Origin of the sequence: Pseudomonas sp. RtIB026, from assembly GCF_016861355.2 — a bacterium.
Lineage (GTDB): Bacteria > Pseudomonadota > Gammaproteobacteria > Pseudomonadales > Pseudomonadaceae > Aquipseudomonas > Aquipseudomonas peradeniyensis.
The window spans coordinates 5,762,663-5,778,862 of record NZ_AP023348.2 but is presented as its reverse complement, the minus strand read 5'-3'; the positions used below and the strand labels follow the sequence as shown (position 1 = coordinate 5,778,862).

Sequence of the window (16,200 nt, the reverse complement as noted above, 5' to 3'; positions counted from 1 at the left end):
CCCCATGACAGTGGCTGTCTCGGCCCTGGGACGCGTGAAGGGCTGTGCGCTCTCGTTGCTGATGGCCACGCTGTTGTCGAACGGCGCGCCCGCCTGGGCGGGCAATGCCGTGTCGGATGCGCAGGTGCAGCAACGGGCCAGGGCCGTGACCCAGGTCGTGCTGGGCATCCTCAGCTACGCCCGCTGGCCCGCCGACCCCAATCCCCTGCGCCTGTGCCTGGTCGGCCCGACCGAATATGCCGACGACCTGATCAAGGGCAATCTGCAGCAGTCCGGGCAACCCCTGCAGGTGCGCCGCCTGCTCGCCGACGACCCCAGCGTGGCCAGTGCCTGCGATGCCATCTACCTCGGCAAGCTCGACAAGCTGCAACGTGAACGGCTGTTCCAGCGGGTCAACGGCCACCCGGTGCTGAGCATCAGCGAGGCCGACGATCCGTGCACGGTGGGGAGCCTGTTCTGCCTGCGGGTCGGCGACCAGCAGGTGGCGTTCGACGTCAACCTCGACTCGGTGGCGCGCAGCGGCGTGCGCATCCATCCCAGCGTGCTGCAGTTGTCGCGACGGCGGGCGGGGCAGCCATGAAACGTTCAGCCAGGCGCTTCAGCCGGCCGACCCTGCGCGCCGTGCTCGGGCGGGGTCACCTGGGCGTGGCCTTGCTCGCTGCGGGTCTGGCCGGTGTGCTGGTGACCCTGCTCGGGGTGGCGGCGTTGCGCGTGTATGCCAACCACAACCTGCACCTGATCGCCCGCTCCATCAACTACACCGTCGAAGCCGCCGTGGTCTTCGACGACAGTGCCGCGGCCAATGAGGCCCTGGCGCTGATCGCCTCCACCGAGGAGGTGGCCGACGCCAAGGTCTACGACAACGATGGTGACCTGCTTGCCCATTGGCAGCGTGACGAGCAGGGCGTAATGGCGCAGTTGCAGTCCCATGTGGCGCGCAGCCTGCTGGAAGAGCCGATCAACATGCCGGTGCAGCACATGGGTCAGCGGGTCGGCCATATAGAGCTGACCGGACAGGGCGGCAGCCTGGTGCGCTTCCTGTTCAGCGGCCTGGTGGGCATCCTGGTGTGCACGGTGCTCAGCGCGGTGCTGGCGCTGTACCTGTCGCGACGCCTGTTCGGCGACATCATCCGTCCCTTGCGCAACCTGGCCAGCGTCGCCCATGCCGCGCGACGCGAGCGCAGCTTCGACCGGCGGGTACCGCAAACCCAGATCGCCGAACTCAACGAGCTGGGCAACGACTTCAATGCCCTGCTCGACGAGCTGGAGGTCTGGCAGAGCCACCTGCAGAGCGAGAACGAAAGCCTTGCCCACCAGGCCAGCCATGACAGCCTCACCGGCCTGCCCAACCGTGCCTTCTTCGAAGGGCGGTTAAGCCGCAGCCTGCGCAATGCCGCCCGTAGCGAAGACCACCTGGCGCTGTTGTTCCTCGACAGCGACCACTTCAAACAGATCAACGACAGCCTCGGCCATGCGGTGGGGGATGAAGTGCTGATCAGCGTGGCCAACCGCGTGCGTGCGCAACTGCGCGAGCACGACCTGGTGGCGCGCCTGGGAGGGGACGAGTTCGCCGTGTTGCTGACCCCGCTGCACTCGCGCGAGGATGCCCAGCGCATCGCCGAGAAGATCGTCGCCAGCATGAAGCTGCCGGTGCAGCTGGAGGATGGCAACAGCCTCGTCACCTCGCTGAGCGTCGGTATCGCCTATTACCCGGACGACGGCCGCGACCCGGCCAGTCTGCTCAATGCCGCCGATGCGGCGATGTACCAGGCCAAGCGCAATCGCCGTGGCCATTGGCAAGTGGCGCAGACGGAACGCTGCGCCCCTGATGCAAAAAACAGGAGCTGAACCGTGATAAAGCGTTTTTCCGTGCTGCGTTTCCCGTTATTCACCCTGCTGCTGGCGCTGTTCGCCCTGGCCGGCTGCCAGAGCGTGCCGCCCAAGGGGCTGACCCCCGAGCAGGTTGCTGTGCTCAAGCGCGAGGGTTTTGCCCCGACCGACGAGGGCTGGGCGTTCGACCTGTCCGGCAAGGTGCTGTTCGGCAGTGACCTGGACAGCCTCAACAGCGCCAGCGAGTCGATTGTCGAGCGCATCGGCAAGGCGCTGCTGTCGGTGGATATCCAGCGCGTGCGCATCGACGGCCACACCGATGCCTCGGGCAAGACCGCCTACAACCAGCAGCTCTCTGAGCGCCGTGCCCAGAGTGTGGCCAAGGCCTTGATCGGCATCGGCATGCAGCCGCAGAACATCCAGACCCGCGGCATGGGCAGCAGCCAGCCGGTGGCGGATAACCGCACCGCGGCAGGGCGCATGGAGAATCGGCGGGTGTCGATCGTGGTGGCGTCGGACTGAGTGCTGCATGCCATCCATCGCGGGGCAAGTCGCATCGGCGCACCGCCGCTCCCACGTTGAATTGCGAATACCTGCGTGGGAGCGGGCTTGCCCCGCGATGGCCCTCAAGTTCAACCTTGAGAGAACTTCATCTCCCGCGTTTCCCCCATCAACAACGGCGCATTGGCCTCGGTCACCTCGCGGATGTAATCCCACAGCAGGGTGATCCGCTTCAACTTGCGCAGGTCCTCCCGGCAGTACATCCAGAACTGCCGCGTCACCTCGATCTGCTCCGGCAACACCGTCACCAGCCGCGGATCCTGCGCCGCCAGGAAGCACGGCAGGATCGCCAGGCCACGGCCCTGCAAGGCCGCCGTGTACTGGGCGATAACGCTGGTGCTGCGCAGGTGCGCGTTGGCGTTGGGGATCAGGTTGGCCAGGTACAGCAGCTCCGAGCTGAACGCCAGGTCGTCCACGTAGCTGATGAACGGATGGCGCCCCAGGTCGGCGATCTCGTGGATCGGCTCGTGGCTGTCCAGGTAGTCCTGGGTGGCATACAGGCGCAGGCGGTAGTCGCACAGCTTGCAGCACACGTAAGGGCCATGTTCCGGGCGCTCCAGGGCGATGACGATATCGGCCTCGCGCTTGGACAGGCTGATGAAGTGCGGCAGCGGCAGGATATCCACCGAGATCGCCGGCCAGGCATCGACGAAATGGCTCAGCTGCGGGGTAACGAAGAAGCTGCCGAAGCCTTCGGTGCAGCCCATGCGCACATGCCCCGACAACGCGACGCCCGACCCCGAGACCTGCTCGCAGGCCATGTGCAGGGTGCTCTCGATCGATTCGGCATAGCCCAGCAGGCGCTGGCCCTCGGCGGTGAGGACGAAGCCGTTGGTCCGTGATTTTTCGAACAGCAAAGTACCCAGCGCCCCTTCCAGTGAACCGATGCGCCGCGACACCGTGGTGTAGTCCACGGCCAGGCGCTTGGCCGCACTGCTGGCCTTGCGGGTGCGCGCCACCTCAAGAAAGAACTTGAGGTCGTCCCAGTTCAGCGCGCTCAGGGAGGTGAGGTCTTTTTGCATGATGATCCGGTTTTTTTGTGCATTCTTGTTGGATGTTTGCACATCTATACTCGAACTCAGCCCCTGAGCGCCACCCCGTTCGCTGCGGCGTAGGCGTCCTCGTTCCGACAATAATTCCAAGGAGAGCGCAGATGAACGCACCCCAGACGCCCGACCAGACCAAGGTCGAGCAGGTCAAGCTGCTGATCGACGGCCAATGGGTCGAGTCCAAGACCACCGAATGGCGTGACATCGTCAATCCTGCGACCCAGCAAGTGCTGGCGCGGGTGCCGTTCGCTACCGTCGAGGAAGTCAACGCCGCCGTGGCTGCGGCCGAGCGCGCCTTCAAGATCTGGCGCGATACCCCGATCGGCGCGCGCATGCGCATCATGCTCAAGCTGCAGGCGCTGATCCGTGAACACAGCAAGCGCATCGCCGTGACCCTCAGCGCCGAACAGGGCAAGACCATCGCCGACGCCGAGGGCGACATCTTCCGTGGCCTGGAAGTGGTCGAGCACGCCGCCTCCATCGGCACCCTGCAGATGGGCGAGTTCGCCGAGAACGTCGCCGGCGGTGTCGACACCTACACCCTGCGCCAGCCGATCGGCGTGTGCGCCGGCATCACCCCGTTCAACTTCCCGGCGATGATCCCGCTGTGGATGTTCCCGATGGCCATCGTCTGCGGCAACACCTTCGTGCTCAAACCGTCCGAGCAGGACCCGCTGTCGACCATGATGCTGGTCGAGCTGGCGTTGGAAGCCGGCATCCCGGCCGGCGTGCTCAACGTGGTGCACGGCGGCAAGCAGGTGGTCGACACGATCTGCACCCACCAGGACATCAAGGCGATCTCGTTCGTCGGCTCGACCGAGGTCGGCACCCACGTCTACAACCTGGGCAGCCAGCACGGCAAGCGCGTGCAGTCGATGATGGGCGCCAAGAACCACGCCGTGGTGCTGCCCGACGCCAACCGCACCCAGACCATCAACGCCCTGGTCGGCGCCGCCTTCGGCGCGGCCGGCCAGCGCTGCATGGCCACCTCGGTGGCGGTGCTGGTGGGCAAGGCCCGCGAATGGCTGCCGGAGATCAAGGAAGCGGCGAGCAAGCTCAAGGTCAACGCCGGCAACGAGCCGGGCACCGATGTCGGCCCGGTGGTTTCCAAGCGTGCCAAGGAGCGGGTGCTGGGCCTGATCGAAAGCGGTATCAAGGAAGGCGCCAAGCTCGAACTGGACGGCCGCGATGTGAAGGTGCCGGGCTACGAGCAGGGCAACTTCATCGGCCCGACCCTGTTCTCCGGGGTCAAGACCGACATGCAGGTCTACACCCAGGAAATCTTCGGCCCGGTGCTGGTGACGCTCGAAGTGGACACCTTCGACGAGGCCATCGCCCTGGTCAACGCCAACCCGTTTGGCAACGGCACCGGCCTGTTCACCCAGAGCGGCGCGGCGGCGCGCAAGTTCCAGAGCGAGATCGATATCGGCCAGGTCGGCATCAACATCCCGATCCCGGTGCCGGTGCCGTTCTTCAGCTTCACCGGTTCCCGCGGCTCCAAGCTCGGCGACCTCGGCCCGTACGGCAAGCAGGTGGTGCAGTTCTACACTCAGACCAAGACCGTCACCGCCCGCTGGTTCGACGATGACAGCGTCAATGACGGTGTGAACACCACCATCAGCCTGCGCTAAGGAGCTCGTCATGCGTATCGCATTCATCGGCCTGGGCAACATGGGCGCGCCCATGGCCCGCAACCTGATCAAGGCCGGGCACCAGCTCAACCTGTTCGACCTGAACAAGACCGTGCTGGCGGAGCTCGCCGAGCTGGGCGGCCAGGTCAGCACGTCGCCCAAGGACGCCGCCGCCAACAGCGAGCTGGTGATCACCATGCTGCCGGCCGCCGCCCATGTGCGCGGCGTGTACCTGGATGAAGCAACCGGCGTGCTGGCCGGCATCCGCCCCGGCACCCCGACCGTGGACTGCAGCACCATCGACCCGCAGACCGCCCGTGAGGTCTCCAAGGCCGCGGCGGCCAAGGGCATCGACATGGGCGATGCGCCGGTTTCCGGCGGGACCGGCGGCGCGGCAGCCGGCACCCTGACCTTCATGGTCGGCGCCAGCGCCGAGCTGTTCGCCACGCTCAAGCCGGTGCTGGAGCAGATGGGCCGCAATATCGTGCACTGTGGCGAGGTCGGCACCGGGCAGATCGCCAAGATCTGCAACAACCTGCTGCTGGGCATCTCGATGATCGGCGTGTCCGAGGCCATGGCCCTGGGCAATGCGCTGGGCATCGACACCAAGGTGCTGGCCGGGATCATCAACAGCTCCACCGGGCGTTGCTGGAGTTCGGACACCTACAACCCGTGGCCGGGCATCATCGAGACCGCCCCGGCTTCGCGCGGCTACACCGGCGGCTTCGGTGCCGAGCTGATGCTCAAGGACCTGGGGCTGGCCACCGAGGCCGCGCGCCAGGCGCACCAGCCGGTGATCCTGGGGGCCGTGGCCCAGCAGCTGTACCAGGCCATGAGCCTGCGCGGCGAGGGTGGCAAGGATTTCTCGGCGATCGTCGAGGGGTACCGCAAGAAGGATTGACGAGCGAGTGGACTTGATCGCGGGCCGGGTGGCCCTTCCCCTTGTAACTGCGCACCTTGGGGAAGGGTCATCAGGTTCGCGATTTTTTTATGACCAGCTGTGGGGGGCGTGGGAGCGGGCTTGCCCCGCGATGGCATCTGCTCGAGCAGTGATGTCTTGTGGCAGTACGCATCGCGGGGCAAGCCCGCTCCCACCGAGTCAGGCGAAGACGAAGTATTTACGCACCGTCTCGACCACTTCCCAGGTCCCCTTCATCCCCGGTTCGATCACAAACACATCGCCCGCCTTCAGATGCTTCGGCTCTTCACCCTCAGGCGTGACGATGCAGTAGCCATCGAGGAAATGGCAGTACTCCCACTTCTCATAGTTGACCTCGAACTTGCCTGGCGTGCAGATCCAGGTGCCCATGATCTTGCTGCCGTCAGCGGACAGGTAGGCGTTGAGGTTGACGGTGTGCGGGTCGCCGCCGATGCGCTTCCACTTGGTCGCGTCGACCACCGGGGTCGGGCAGGTTTCGCGCAGGACGGTGATGAAATCGGACATGGCGTGGCTCCAGGCAACAGGTGAGATGACGCATCACCATAGGGCCATTGCCAGGCGGGCAGTTGCCTGGGCTCGACGCCCAGCTGTCTGCCTGCGCTATGCCGGGATATGGGCCTTGCAGTAGTGAATAAATGCAGCCACCGGCTCAGGCCAGGCCGTCAATTGCTCCGTGGTCTCGCCCCGGTAGGCGTCCCGGGCATTGGCCAGCACGGGCCGGTGGACCTTGGGCAGCTGCGGTAACAGCCAGTCGGCAGCGACATCCTTGGCCGCGATTTCACCGGTCGTCAGGCTGTACCAGATACGCGCAAGGGCCAGGACCACGGTGCGCTCGTCGCCGCTCCAGTCCTCGGGGCTGTTCCATTGCGCGAGGGTGTCGTGGAAGGCCCGGGCCAGGTCGGCAGCCGGAACGGGGTCGAACCATTGCGCGGCGGCCGGGCCAAGCAGGTTGATGCTGTGCTGGCGGGCCTTGGTCAGCAGGATGGCCAGGTCGGGGTCGAGTTGTGCAGGTTCCAACTCACCTGCCAGCAACGCCTCGCGCAGCCATTCGCCGAATTGCAGTTCACGCCGGGCCGGATAGTGCCAGGGGTGAGTGTGGTCACGAGCCAGCACTGTCACCTCGAGCGCCCGCAGATCAGGGCGACTACCGGGACGGGCCGAGACCGTGAGCAGATCGAGCATCAGTGCTTGACGCGTCGCAGGGGGCAGGGGACTTGCCACGGTTACCAGCAGGTCCAGGTCGCTCTCCGGTTTCAAGCCACCGGAGACCGCAGACCCGTAAAGATGGATGGCCAGCAGTTGATCGCCCAGGTGCCGTGTGAGGATCTGCCGGGCGGCGGACAATTGCGCGTCGATCATGCTGTATGCCTCACGCCCACCAGTAACGCACGAAGTGGAAGAATACCGGCGCGGCGAAACACACCGAGTCCATGCGGTCGAGCATGCCGCCGTGGCCTTCGATCATGTGGCCCCAGTCCTTCACGCCGCGGTCGCGCTTGATTGCCGACATCACCAGCCCGCCGAAGAAACCCATGGCGTTGACGGTCAAGGCCATCAGCGCCGCCTGCCAGAAGGTGAAGGGGGTGATCCAGCACAGCAGGGCGCCGACCAGGGTGGCCAGCGCCACGCCGCCGGCCAGGCCTTCGACGGTTTTCGACGGTGACAGGTTCGGCGCTACCTTGCGCTTGCCGAACAGCTTGCCGCACACGTACTGCAGCACGTCGCTGATCTGCACCACCAGGATCAGCCAGGCGATCAGCAGCAGGTTGCGGCCTTCGTAGCCGGGGATGTCCAGGGTCATCAGCGCCGGCACCGACGACACGCAGTACACCGCGATCATCAGCCCCCACTGCACCTTGGAGGCGCGTTCGAGGAAGCGCGTGGTGTCGCCGCCGAAGCTGGCCAGGATCGGCAGCAGCAGGAACAGGTAGACCGGGATGAAAATGCTGAACAGCCCGTACCAGTCCATGGCGATCAGCAGGTACTGCACCGGCAGCGCCACATAGAACGCCGCCACCAACGCCGGGTAGTCGCTGCGTCGGGTCGGGGTGAGGGTCATGAACTCGCGCAGGGCATAGAACGACACGCCGTAGAACAGCACGATCACGCCGTACTTGCCGAACAGGAAGGCGATGCCGATCACCAGCACCATCACCCACCAGGCGTTGATGCGCGCGTTGAGGTTGTCGATCACCGCATGCGGGGCGGGGCCGGCGCGCCATTTGAGCAGGCGGCCGATCAGGCTGGCTAGCAGCAGCAGGGCGCCGATGCCGGCGAACAGCGACAGGGTGTTGTGATCCATCTCAGGCTTCCTTCGGGGCCAGGTTCAGCAGGGCCTGGCGGGCCCGCTCGAGAAAGGCGTGCTTGCCCTCGTCCGGCTGCAGGTGCAGCGGCTCGCCGAAGCTCAGGGTGCACAGCAGCGGCAGCGGCAGGGCGCGGCCCTTGGGCATGACCCGGTTGAGGTTGGCGATCCACACCGGCACCAGCTCGACCTGCGGGTTGGCCGAGGCCAGGTGGAACAGGCCGCTCTTGAATGGCAGCAACGGGTCGTCGGTCAGGTTGCGCGTGCCCTCCGGGAAGAAGATCAGCGAATCGCCCTGGGCGAAGGCCTCGAGCACCGGTTGCAGCGGGTTGCCCTCGCTTGCGCCGTGCTGGCGGTCGATCAGCACGCCGTTGAACACCCGGCGGATCAGGAAGTCGCGGATGCCCGGTTTGCACCAGTAGTCGGCGCCTGCCACGGGGCGAGTGCGGCGACGCAGCGGCTCGGGCAGCGCCGCCCACAGCAGCACGAAGTCGCCATGGCTGCTGTGGTTGGCGAAGTACAGGCGCTGCACCGGTTGCGGTGTGCAGCCCAGCCACAAGGCGCGGGCGCCGGTGATCAGGCGGGCGGCGGAAGTGATGACGAAGGCGGTCAGGCTGGCGAGCATGGCATTGGTCTTATCCGGTGAAGGGGAGGGTCAGCAGTAGCGCGACCTGCAGCGCCAGGCACAGGGCCTGGCGACGCAGCAGGGCCAGGGCGGCCCGGCCGCGGGTCGGCCAGTCGCGCGGGTCGCTGGGCGCAGGTTTGAGACGCAGGTCGAACAGGGCGTGGTCCAGGGCCTGGGTATCGGCAGGCAGGTCGCCGCTGGCGCCGAGGCGGGCGAACAGGTCGGCATCCAGGGCGACGCGTATAGCCCAGTACTTGTGGGCCAGACCGAGCAGCAGCGACAGGCCGCAGAGCAGATGGGGCAGCAGCGCCAATCGCAGGCCGAGCAGCGGTGCCAGGGTGCAGGCCAGGGCCAGCAGGGTCAGGCCGTCCGACAGGCGCTCCAGCTGACGGCCACGGGCGAGCAGGCTGGCGACGAGAAACAGCCTCATGGCTGGGCCTCCAGGTGATGCAGTGCCAGGCGGTGGGCCGGGTGCAGGATCACGCCGGGGCGCGCCTGGCGAATCAGCGCTTCGGCTTGTTCGGAACTGGCACAGCGGCCGCTGAGCAGCAGCCAGGCGGCGACGGCGCTGGCGCTGCGCGAGTAACCCAAGGCGCAACAGACCAGCACCGGGCCTTGTTGCTGGCGGTGTTCGATGGCCTTGGCGGCCTGTTGCAGGATTTCCCGGTCTGGGGCAATCAGGTCCAGGGTCGGCAGGCTCTGGTAGTCCTGTGGCGTTTTCAGCGCCTTCATCGCGGGGCAAGCCGCGTTGTGGGAGCGGGCTTGCCCCGCGATGCTCTGTTGAGGGACAGCAAGACAGGGCAGTTCCGCGCTCAGGTCGACAATCGCCGCGAACGCGGACGCTTCAGTGCGCCCCGGCACTCTGCCGAGATATACGCCATCGGCCACCTCATCCGCCTGCGGATGCCGCCAGGTCCATAGCCGAGAATTGACCCAGGCGCACAGTAGATACGGCGCCAGCAGCCAGGTGGCGGCCACGGACAGCTGCCCGTCGGCGCCTTTCTGGAAACCTGCGGCGCCGAACAGGGCATAGTTCAGCGCCACCAGCAGCAACGACAGCGCCGGCCACAGCAGCCACAACCCGCCACCGCCGATCTTCATTGCCAGTAGCCCCAGCACGGCCGCGCCCAGTCCATAGCGCAGTGTCAGGCGCCAACGTTTCGGATCGCGCGCCAGGTGTGCCTGTCGCCAGGGCAACGGGCCGCTGTGTGGCCACAGCCACAGGCAGACGAACCCCGCCAGCGCCCCGGTCGGCACATCAATGAAATGATGCTGCCAGGTGGTCAGCACCGACAGGCCGATCAGCCCCATCCAACCATGCAACACCCAGCGCCAGGCAGGATGCCGCGTATGCCGGGCGAACATCGTCCAGATGATCACCAGCAACGCAATGTGCAACGACGGCGCCTGGTTGTAGGGCTTGTCGAAGCCCATCAGCACATCGAACAGCCAGCCGAACAGCCCCGACAGCTCGGGGCGCTCGAAGGTGAAGCGCAGCGGCCAGAGCAGGAAACAGGCCACGCAGACCAGTTGCGCCGTCAGCAGGGCCAGGGCATGGCGGTCCATCTCCGAACGCGAGCGCGGCAGCAGGAACGACAATCCGTACAGCAGGTCGATCGACCAGTACGGGATGATCGTCCAGGGCCACAGCGGCACCTGCCGTTCCCAGGCGAACACCAAACTGCCGATATCCTCGCGACCGGCGGTGTAGGTATTGGCCAGGCCGTAGCTGAGGAAGAAGAACGGCCCGAGCAGCAACAGCCACAGGATGCCACGGCGGATCAGCCCGGTTTCACGGACCATCAGCGCACCCGCTGCGCCAGGCTGACGCTGAAGATGCCCCACTCGTCGATGCGCTGGGTGATCTTGCGAAACCCTGCCGCTTCCACCAACTGGTCCATCTCCGCCTGGCTGCGCCGACGCATCACCCAGGCCTGGCCGCCACGGTGGCTGGTCAGGGCACGGGCGATCATTTCCAGCTGCGGGTGCCAGGGCTGCCCGGTGTAGACCAGATAGCCGCCGTCCTCTACCGCGTCGGCGAGTCCCGCCAGCGAGTTGCCGACCAGCTCGTTGCTGGGGAACAGTTCGTAGAGGCCCGAGACCACCGCCAGTGTCGGATGCGGGGTGAGAGCGGCCAGGCTCTGGCGGTCGAAGGCATCGCCCTGGACGAAACGAGCGATCTCGGCCAGGCCCTTTTCGCTGATCAAGGCATTGCCCTGTTGTACGTTCAGTTCGCTGTAGTCGCGCAGCAGGATCGAGTCGGGCAGCTGTTGCAGGCCCTGCAGCGCCTCGAGGATGTAGCGGCCATGGCCGGCGGCGATATCGACGATATGCACCGGGCGCTGCTGTTCACGCAGGCGGGCGATGGCCAGGCGCAGCAGTTCCTCGACATTCAGCTTGCGCTGGCGGATACCACGCCAGCCGATGGCATCCAGGTAGTTGCGGTCGATCAGCTCGCCCAGCTTGCCCTTGCCGGTCGGGGTGTTGCGGTAGATGTAGTCGAGGGTGGAGCCTGAGTCGAAACCGGTGTCGAAGCCCAGCTTCACCCCTTCGGAAAGGCCTTTGCCCAAGCGCAGGCTGGCGCGGGTGGCACGCCAGTAGAGGTCGCGTGGCGAATGGCGCGGCAATGGCGCGGCCAGGCTCTCGGCCTCGGCGCAACTGGCGCCGCTCTTGTCGGCATCGAGCAGCGAGGGCTGCGCTTGCGGAGCGTCGAAGCAGTGCGCGACGAAGCGCTCGATCCGCGCCAGGGCATGGGCGCGGTCGCGTTCGCCAAGGGTGTCGTGGAAGAAGCCGGGGAGGATGTGCTTCTCTTTGCGTGCGCTGCCCAGGCGGTCGAAGAACTGCTCCTGCGGCTTGCGCTCGACCACCAGGTCGGCGCCGGAAATCAGCAGCTGCGTCGGCACCTGGATCGCCTGGGCATCGGCGACCACGCGGTCGGCGGCGTCGTACAGGCCCAGCAGCATGGTGACGGAGATGGGCCGGCTGATCAGCGGGTCGGCGACATAGGACATGACCCGTTCCGGGTCGTGGGTCAGCAGGCGCGGCTTGACGTAGCTGTTGACGAAAAAATTGCCGCGCAGGGCCTTCATAAGCTTCAGCCCGGGGCGGGCGAAAGGTACGTAGAGCTTGACCTTGAAGGCCGGCGAGGCGAGCACCAGGCAACGTACCCGGGGCGCATAATCGTGGGCCCAGGTGGCGATCAGTACCGCGCCGACACTCTGCGCCAGCACCACCATGTCGGCCTCGGCGATGCCGTGCTGCGCCTGGATGTGCTCGATGAAGGTCTGCACGTCGCGCACGCTGGTGGCGAAGCTCGGGCTGTCGCCGCGAGCCCCTGGTGACTGCCCATGACCACGGGCGTCCCAGGCGAAGAAGTCGTAGCCGGGCATATCCAGCTCATCGGCCAGGTGGGCCATGCGCCCGCCGTGCTCGTGGCCGCGGTGGAACATCACCACGGCCCGGCGCGGCTGGTGTTCGTTGCGCGTGGCGGGCCAATGACGATAGTGCAGCTCGACGCCGTCATGGGTGCAGAAGTGCAGCGATTGCGCTTGACGCATGGCGAATATCCTTGTCCGGCAGCGAGGGGCTCAGCGGGTTTCGGCCAGGCCGTGGCGAACCCGGTTGTAGAGGGTATAGAGCGAGAGCAGCAGGATGACCAGCAGCAGGCCGTTGATCCAGGTCGCGGCCAGCAGCCCGAACCCCACGCCGGTGCCCAGCACGCCGAAGGCAAAGGCCCGGTCGCTCTTGCCCATCGGCCCGTCGTAGCGGCGCGATGCGCCGGCCAGCGGGCCCATCACTCCGGCGTACTCGCTGATCACGGCGAACACCACCACCAGCACTACCAGCGTCGGCGAAACACCTGGCAGCAGGGCGAAGGGCAAGTAGAGGGCGGAGTCGGCGATCACGTCGCACAGTTCGTTGAGGTAGGCGCCGAGTTTGGACTGCTGGCCGAACTCCCGGGCGAGCATGCCGTCGACCGCGTTCAGCGCCATGCGCAGCAGCATCCACACCGGGATCAGCAGGAACAGCCAGGTGACCTGGGGCAGCCAGGCCAGCAACAGGCCCAGCAGGACGGAAACCGCAGCGGCGGTGACCGTGACCTGGTTGGCGGTGATGCCGCGATCGAACAGGCGCTGGACGGCAGGGCGCAGCAACGCCTGGAAGCGGGGTTTGAGCTGGTAGATCGATGGCACGGTGAATTCCCTGTCGTGGTGCGGCATGGACGCGATTGTGGGGAATCAGGCCCAGGGGCGGCAAGGGGGGCGTAGCGGAGTTGTGAGGAGGGCGAGGTAATCGAGGTGGCTTTTGCCGACATTGATCGCGGGGCAAGCCCGCTCCCACACTGTTCCCCGCGAAGGCAGGGTAGTGCAATAGGCAGGGCAATCTCCTAAGAAACAACACGCAACCCATTGGTTTGGCTTGGCCCTGTGGGAGCGGGTTTACCCGCGAAGAATCCAGCGCGGTGTATGGCACCGGCTTCGCCGGGCGATCTCCTACAGACTTGGCGCAATTGTTGTAGGAGCGGGCTTGCCCCGCGAGGGGCCGCACAGCGAGTTTCGGTACTCGGCTGTAGTTCATTTCCGAAACTTGTTTCACTGCCGCCTGGCACATTGCGAGGGTGCGGCTGAACGTTCTAGTTTCGCGGTTCACCGACCGGAAACGCTGCCCGGCAGATGCCCAACCATGGCAGCTCGACAAAACGAGAGAGCCGATGAACCTACTTGTTGTCCTGCACAAGTCCCGTGAGACCTATTACGGTGTCACCATCCCCGATGTACCTGGCTGTTTTTCCGCAGGCGCCACGGTCCCCCAGGCACTGGAGAACGTTCAGGAGGCGCTGGCGCTGCATTATGAAGGGCTGGTGGCCGATGGCGCGCCCCTGCCACAGGTGCAGGAAATGGATGCGCATGTGGACAATCCAGAGTATGCAGGCGGCCTCTGGGCGTTGGTGGACTTCGACGCAACGCCGTACCTGGGGACGGCGGTACGGTTCAGTGCGACGTTGCCCAGGAACTTGTTGCAACGAATCGACGATAGGGTGAAGCAGGACAATCGCTACGCTTCACGCTCCGCATTTCTGGCTTCAGCGGCGCTGCGCGAACTGGCTGTGGTGTCCTGAGCCTGCGCGCCCCGGTCATATTCAGACAGGCTCGGCCAAGCGATCGACCAGCACGGCGGCGTACCCCGGCAATGCGCTGAAATCCCGCGAGCAGAGGAGCAAATGGCGATTGGCCCAGTCCTCTCGCAGGGCAACCCAACGCAACGGCAGGACGCCTTCCCAGCGCCGAACCGAGGCCAGTGGCACCACTGCCACGCCGGCCCCGCCCGAGACCATGCGGATCACCCCATCGAACCCTTCCGCACGAACCCGCACCTGCATGCGCCTTCCCTGGCGTAGCGCCTGTTCCTCAAGGTGCAACGCGAGGGCGCTGTTGGCGCCAAGCCCCACATACCCATGGCCCAGACTCGCGTTGAAACCTGCCTCATCATGGGCGTCCAGCGGATGTCCCCGGGGCATTACCAGCACCAGCGGATCATCGCGAAACGGCCGTGTTTGCAGATGTTCGCAAGGCGCGGCGCTGGAAATGATGCCCAGGTCCGCCATGCCCTGGGTGATCGCCTGGACGATGCCAAGGCTCGGCAACTCCTGGATATCAACACTCACCCCCGGGTGCTCGACCAGATAGCTGGCCAGCAGCTCCGGCAGGTACTCGGTCAGTGCTGCCGTGTTGCACAGCAGGCGTACCTGTCCTTGCAGGCCTTGAGCGTACCGCCCCAGGTCGTATTGCAGGCGTTCCAATTGCCGGGCAACCAGCCGCGCATGCTGCAGGAGCGCCTGGCCGGCAGGTGTGGGCTGTACACCACGGCGATTGCGGGTGAGCAGGGGGATGCCCAACGAAGCTTCCATGGCGCGAATGCGGGCACTGGCCGCTGGCAGCGACAGGTGACTGCGTCGGGCACCTTCGGTGATGTTGCCGCTCTCGAGGGTATGCTGGAACAGCTTGAGATCGATCAGGTCGAAATGCATCTGCCTCTGTCCTGGAAAGAGTCTGCCTGAGTATATGGCAGATTTTCAGCGCGCCGGCCGCACGGCAGGATGACGCCATGAATACCTTCCTGGCGTTTTATCAAAGTATCGGGCCTGCAATTTCACTGCTGGTGATCATGAGCTTCTTCCTGGCTGGCGCGGTCAAGGGGGTGATCGGCCTGGGGCTGCCTACCATTGCCATGGGCTTGCTGGGCCTGGCTATGTCTCCGGCGCAGGCAGCGGCGCTGCTGATCGTGCCGTCGACCGTGACCAACCTGTGGCAGCTGGCGGCAGGCGGTCACTTGCTGGCGCTGCTGCGGCGCCTGGGAGGGATGTTGTCGATGATCTTCATCGGCACCCTGTTGGGCAGCGCCTGGTCAGGTATCGACAGTGGCCCGTGGGCAGCCCATGGCTTGGGCGCTGCGTTGCTGATCTATGCCCTTTACGGCCTGGCCGGCCCGGGCTTGCGGGTGGCGCCTGGGCGGGAGCGTTGGCTGGGCCCCGCCTGCGGGTTGCTGACGGGCGTGGTGACGGCGGCCACCGGGGTGTTCGTGATGCCGGCAGTGCCCTATTTGCAAGGTCTTGGCCTGAGCCGTGAGGAGATGGTCCAGGCATTGGGGCTGTCATTCACCGTCTCGACCCTGGCGCTGGCGGTTGGCCTGGCCGGTCAGGATGCCTTGGGTGGCCAGGCCTTGGGCGCTTCGTTGCTGATGCTGGCGCCCGCCTTGCTGGGCATGTTCGCCGGTCAGTGGCTGCGCGGGCGGATCAGCGCTGCGCTGTTCAAGCGCTGCTTCTTCATCGGCCTGGCGCTGCTGGGCACGCACCTGTTGATCAACGGTTAGCGGACGCAGCGCTGAGCATGTCGATCATCTGGATATCAAAGTCGCGCTCCAGGTAATCCATGCGCTTTTCGAAGAACGCCGCCATATGCGGCAGCGCCGAGTGCACGTCCAGCGCCGCCTTGCTGGCCCAGACCTCGAAGAACACGAACAGGCTCGGGTCTTCCTTGTCGCGCAGCATGTGGTACTCGATGCAGCCCGGCTCCTGGCGGCTGGGCTCGACGTAGGGACGGAACAACCGCTCGAAGGCTTCGGCCTGTTCCGGGCGGGTCTTGGCTTTGAGGATGAAGGCGTATTGCTCGCTCATGGCAGATCTCGGTGAGTGAAGAGGGTGAGCAGATTCTAAATCAACAATATGTTTGCCATTCGTGATTAACAGGCAAATGTATTTTGCC

At 65.7% G+C, this 16,200-nt stretch carries 18 protein-coding genes; 7 read left to right on the top strand and 11 right to left on the bottom strand.

Features of this window, described 5'->3' with window-relative positions; all coding sequences use genetic code 11:
* Window positions 1-4: 4 nt before the first annotated feature.
* Genes PRtIB026_RS25930 through PRtIB026_RS25920 form a run of 3 tightly spaced genes read left to right on the top strand, consistent with a single transcriptional unit; the run spans window position 5 to window position 2,352 of the window.
* Window positions 5-580, top strand: a complete 576-nt coding sequence (locus PRtIB026_RS25930) for a YfiR family protein (protein WP_203650418.1) — start codon at window positions 5-7, stop codon at window positions 578-580.
* Window positions 577-1,848, top strand: coding sequence for a diguanylate cyclase domain-containing protein (locus PRtIB026_RS25925; protein WP_203650428.1), 1,272 nt, complete (start codon window positions 577-579; stop codon window positions 1,846-1,848). Before PRtIB026_RS25930 ends, PRtIB026_RS25925 begins: the two co-directional genes overlap by 4 nt.
* A 6-nt stretch (window positions 1,849-1,854) precedes the next feature.
* Window positions 1,855-2,352, top strand: a complete 498-nt coding sequence (locus PRtIB026_RS25920; RefSeq protein ID WP_420713674.1) for an OmpA family protein — start codon at window positions 1,855-1,857, stop codon at window positions 2,350-2,352.
* Between the two features lie 110 nt (window positions 2,353-2,462).
* On the opposite strand, the gene PRtIB026_RS25915 is transcribed toward PRtIB026_RS25920, so the two are convergent.
* The gene (locus PRtIB026_RS25915) at window positions 2,463-3,413 is read right to left on the bottom strand and encodes a LysR family transcriptional regulator (protein ID WP_203650432.1); all 951 of its coding nucleotides are present in this window, start codon (window positions 3,411-3,413) and stop codon (window positions 2,463-2,465) included.
* Window positions 3,414-3,544: 131 nt separating this feature from the next.
* Here PRtIB026_RS25915 and PRtIB026_RS25910 point away from each other — a divergent pair, with 131 nt between their 5' ends.
* Window positions 3,545-5,071: a CoA-acylating methylmalonate-semialdehyde dehydrogenase gene (locus PRtIB026_RS25910; protein ID WP_203650434.1), complete on the top strand. Its 1,527-nt coding sequence runs from the start codon at window positions 3,545-3,547 to the stop codon at window positions 5,069-5,071.
* A gap of 10 nt (window positions 5,072-5,081) precedes the next feature.
* Window positions 5,082-5,972 carry a 3-hydroxyisobutyrate dehydrogenase gene (mmsB, locus tag PRtIB026_RS25905; protein WP_203650436.1) on the top strand — a complete coding sequence of 297 codons (891 nt, stop codon included), beginning with the start codon at window positions 5,082-5,084 and terminating at the stop codon, window positions 5,970-5,972.
* A gap of 198 nt (window positions 5,973-6,170) precedes the next feature.
* Here the strand turns inward: mmsB and PRtIB026_RS25900 are convergent, their stop codons facing one another.
* The 8 genes from PRtIB026_RS25900 to PRtIB026_RS25865 all read right to left on the bottom strand — a co-directional run bounded on the left by PRtIB026_RS25900 (window position 6,171) and on the right by PRtIB026_RS25865 (window position 13,131).
* On the bottom strand, window positions 6,171-6,515 hold the full coding sequence (locus tag PRtIB026_RS25900) for a cupin domain-containing protein (protein WP_023631693.1): 345 nt from the start codon (window positions 6,513-6,515) through the stop codon (window positions 6,171-6,173).
* A gap of 96 nt (window positions 6,516-6,611) precedes the next feature.
* Entirely contained in the window at window positions 6,612-7,370 is a 759-nt protein-coding gene (locus tag PRtIB026_RS25895) for an aminoglycoside adenylyltransferase family protein (protein ID WP_203650439.1), read from the bottom strand.
* Between the two features lie 10 nt (window positions 7,371-7,380).
* Complete coding sequence (locus PRtIB026_RS25890) at window positions 7,381-8,313, bottom strand: phosphatidate cytidylyltransferase (protein WP_069017061.1); 933 nt, start codon at window positions 8,311-8,313, stop codon at window positions 7,381-7,383.
* A 1-nt stretch (window position 8,314) separates the two neighbouring features.
* On the bottom strand, window positions 8,315-8,938 hold the full coding sequence (locus PRtIB026_RS25885; protein ID WP_203650441.1) for a lysophospholipid acyltransferase family protein: 624 nt from the start codon (window positions 8,936-8,938) through the stop codon (window positions 8,315-8,317).
* A 10-nt stretch (window positions 8,939-8,948) separates the two neighbouring features.
* Complete coding sequence (locus PRtIB026_RS25880; protein ID WP_203650443.1) at window positions 8,949-9,368, bottom strand: hypothetical protein; 420 nt, start codon at window positions 9,366-9,368, stop codon at window positions 8,949-8,951.
* Complete coding sequence (locus tag PRtIB026_RS25875) at window positions 9,365-10,741, bottom strand: phosphatase PAP2/dual specificity phosphatase family protein (protein WP_203650445.1); 1,377 nt, start codon at window positions 10,739-10,741, stop codon at window positions 9,365-9,367. Before PRtIB026_RS25875 ends, PRtIB026_RS25880 begins: the two co-directional genes overlap by 4 nt.
* The gene (locus tag PRtIB026_RS25870; protein ID WP_203650447.1) at window positions 10,741-12,495 is read right to left on the bottom strand and encodes a bifunctional alpha/beta hydrolase/class I SAM-dependent methyltransferase; all 1,755 of its coding nucleotides are present in this window, start codon (window positions 12,493-12,495) and stop codon (window positions 10,741-10,743) included. Before PRtIB026_RS25870 ends, PRtIB026_RS25875 begins: the two co-directional genes overlap by 1 nt.
* Window positions 12,496-12,525: 30 nt before the next feature.
* A complete protein-coding gene (locus tag PRtIB026_RS25865; RefSeq protein ID WP_203650449.1) occupies window positions 12,526-13,131 on the bottom strand; it encodes a CDP-alcohol phosphatidyltransferase family protein in 606 nt (201 codons plus the stop codon).
* A 518-nt stretch (window positions 13,132-13,649) separates the two neighbouring features.
* Between PRtIB026_RS25865 and PRtIB026_RS25860 the strand changes: the two genes are divergently transcribed.
* On the top strand, window positions 13,650-14,057 hold the full coding sequence (locus PRtIB026_RS25860; RefSeq protein WP_203650451.1) for a type II toxin-antitoxin system HicB family antitoxin: 408 nt from the start codon (window positions 13,650-13,652) through the stop codon (window positions 14,055-14,057).
* A gap of 21 nt (window positions 14,058-14,078) precedes the next feature.
* Here the strand turns inward: PRtIB026_RS25860 and PRtIB026_RS25855 are convergent, their stop codons facing one another.
* Window positions 14,079-14,966, bottom strand: coding sequence for a LysR substrate-binding domain-containing protein (locus PRtIB026_RS25855; protein WP_203650459.1), 888 nt, complete (start codon window positions 14,964-14,966; stop codon window positions 14,079-14,081).
* Between the two features lie 77 nt (window positions 14,967-15,043).
* On the opposite strand from PRtIB026_RS25855, the gene PRtIB026_RS25850 reads away from it, so the two are divergent.
* Window positions 15,044-15,808 carry a sulfite exporter TauE/SafE family protein gene (locus PRtIB026_RS25850; RefSeq protein WP_203650462.1) on the top strand — a complete coding sequence of 255 codons (765 nt, stop codon included), beginning with the start codon at window positions 15,044-15,046 and terminating at the stop codon, window positions 15,806-15,808.
* On the opposite strand, the gene PRtIB026_RS25845 is transcribed toward PRtIB026_RS25850, so the two are convergent.
* Entirely contained in the window at window positions 15,798-16,112 is a 315-nt protein-coding gene (locus PRtIB026_RS25845) for a putative quinol monooxygenase (RefSeq protein WP_203650464.1), read from the bottom strand. The two genes, PRtIB026_RS25850 and PRtIB026_RS25845, sit on opposite strands and share 11 nt — an antisense overlap.
* Window positions 16,113-16,200 lie beyond the last annotated feature (88 nt).

What these genes read in the sequence shown, in the direction of transcription:
- PRtIB026_RS25930 (WP_203650418.1), top strand. Translation starts at nt 5, where the DNA reads ATGACAGTGGCTGTCTCGGCCCTGGGACGCGTGAAGGGCTGTGCGCTC.
- PRtIB026_RS25925 (WP_203650428.1), top strand. Translation starts at nt 577, where the DNA reads ATGAAACGTTCAGCCAGGCGCTTCAGCCGGCCGACCCTGCGCGCCGTG.
- PRtIB026_RS25915 (WP_203650432.1), bottom strand. Translation starts at nt 3,413, where the DNA reads ATGCAAAAAGACCTCACCTCCCTGAGCGCGCTGAACTGGGACGACCTC.
- PRtIB026_RS25910 (WP_203650434.1), top strand. Translation starts at nt 3,545, where the DNA reads ATGAACGCACCCCAGACGCCCGACCAGACCAAGGTCGAGCAGGTCAAG.
- mmsB (WP_203650436.1), top strand. Translation starts at nt 5,082, where the DNA reads ATGCGTATCGCATTCATCGGCCTGGGCAACATGGGCGCGCCCATGGCC.
- PRtIB026_RS25900 (WP_023631693.1), bottom strand. Translation starts at nt 6,515, where the DNA reads ATGTCCGATTTCATCACCGTCCTGCGCGAAACCTGCCCGACCCCGGTG.
- PRtIB026_RS25895 (WP_203650439.1), bottom strand. Translation starts at nt 7,370, where the DNA reads ATGATCGACGCGCAATTGTCCGCCGCCCGGCAGATCCTCACACGGCAC.
- PRtIB026_RS25890 (WP_069017061.1), bottom strand. Translation starts at nt 8,313, where the DNA reads ATGGATCACAACACCCTGTCGCTGTTCGCCGGCATCGGCGCCCTGCTG.
- PRtIB026_RS25885 (WP_203650441.1), bottom strand. Translation starts at nt 8,938, where the DNA reads ATGCTCGCCAGCCTGACCGCCTTCGTCATCACTTCCGCCGCCCGCCTG.
- PRtIB026_RS25880 (WP_203650443.1), bottom strand. Translation starts at nt 9,368, where the DNA reads ATGAGGCTGTTTCTCGTCGCCAGCCTGCTCGCCCGTGGCCGTCAGCTG.
- PRtIB026_RS25875 (WP_203650445.1), bottom strand. Translation starts at nt 10,741, where the DNA reads ATGGTCCGTGAAACCGGGCTGATCCGCCGTGGCATCCTGTGGCTGTTG.
- PRtIB026_RS25870 (WP_203650447.1), bottom strand. Translation starts at nt 12,495, where the DNA reads ATGCGTCAAGCGCAATCGCTGCACTTCTGCACCCATGACGGCGTCGAG.
- PRtIB026_RS25860 (WP_203650451.1), top strand. Translation starts at nt 13,650, where the DNA reads ATGAACCTACTTGTTGTCCTGCACAAGTCCCGTGAGACCTATTACGGT.
- PRtIB026_RS25855 (WP_203650459.1), bottom strand. Translation starts at nt 14,966, where the DNA reads ATGCATTTCGACCTGATCGATCTCAAGCTGTTCCAGCATACCCTCGAG.
- PRtIB026_RS25850 (WP_203650462.1), top strand. Translation starts at nt 15,044, where the DNA reads ATGAATACCTTCCTGGCGTTTTATCAAAGTATCGGGCCTGCAATTTCA.
- PRtIB026_RS25845 (WP_203650464.1), bottom strand. Translation starts at nt 16,112, where the DNA reads ATGAGCGAGCAATACGCCTTCATCCTCAAAGCCAAGACCCGCCCGGAA.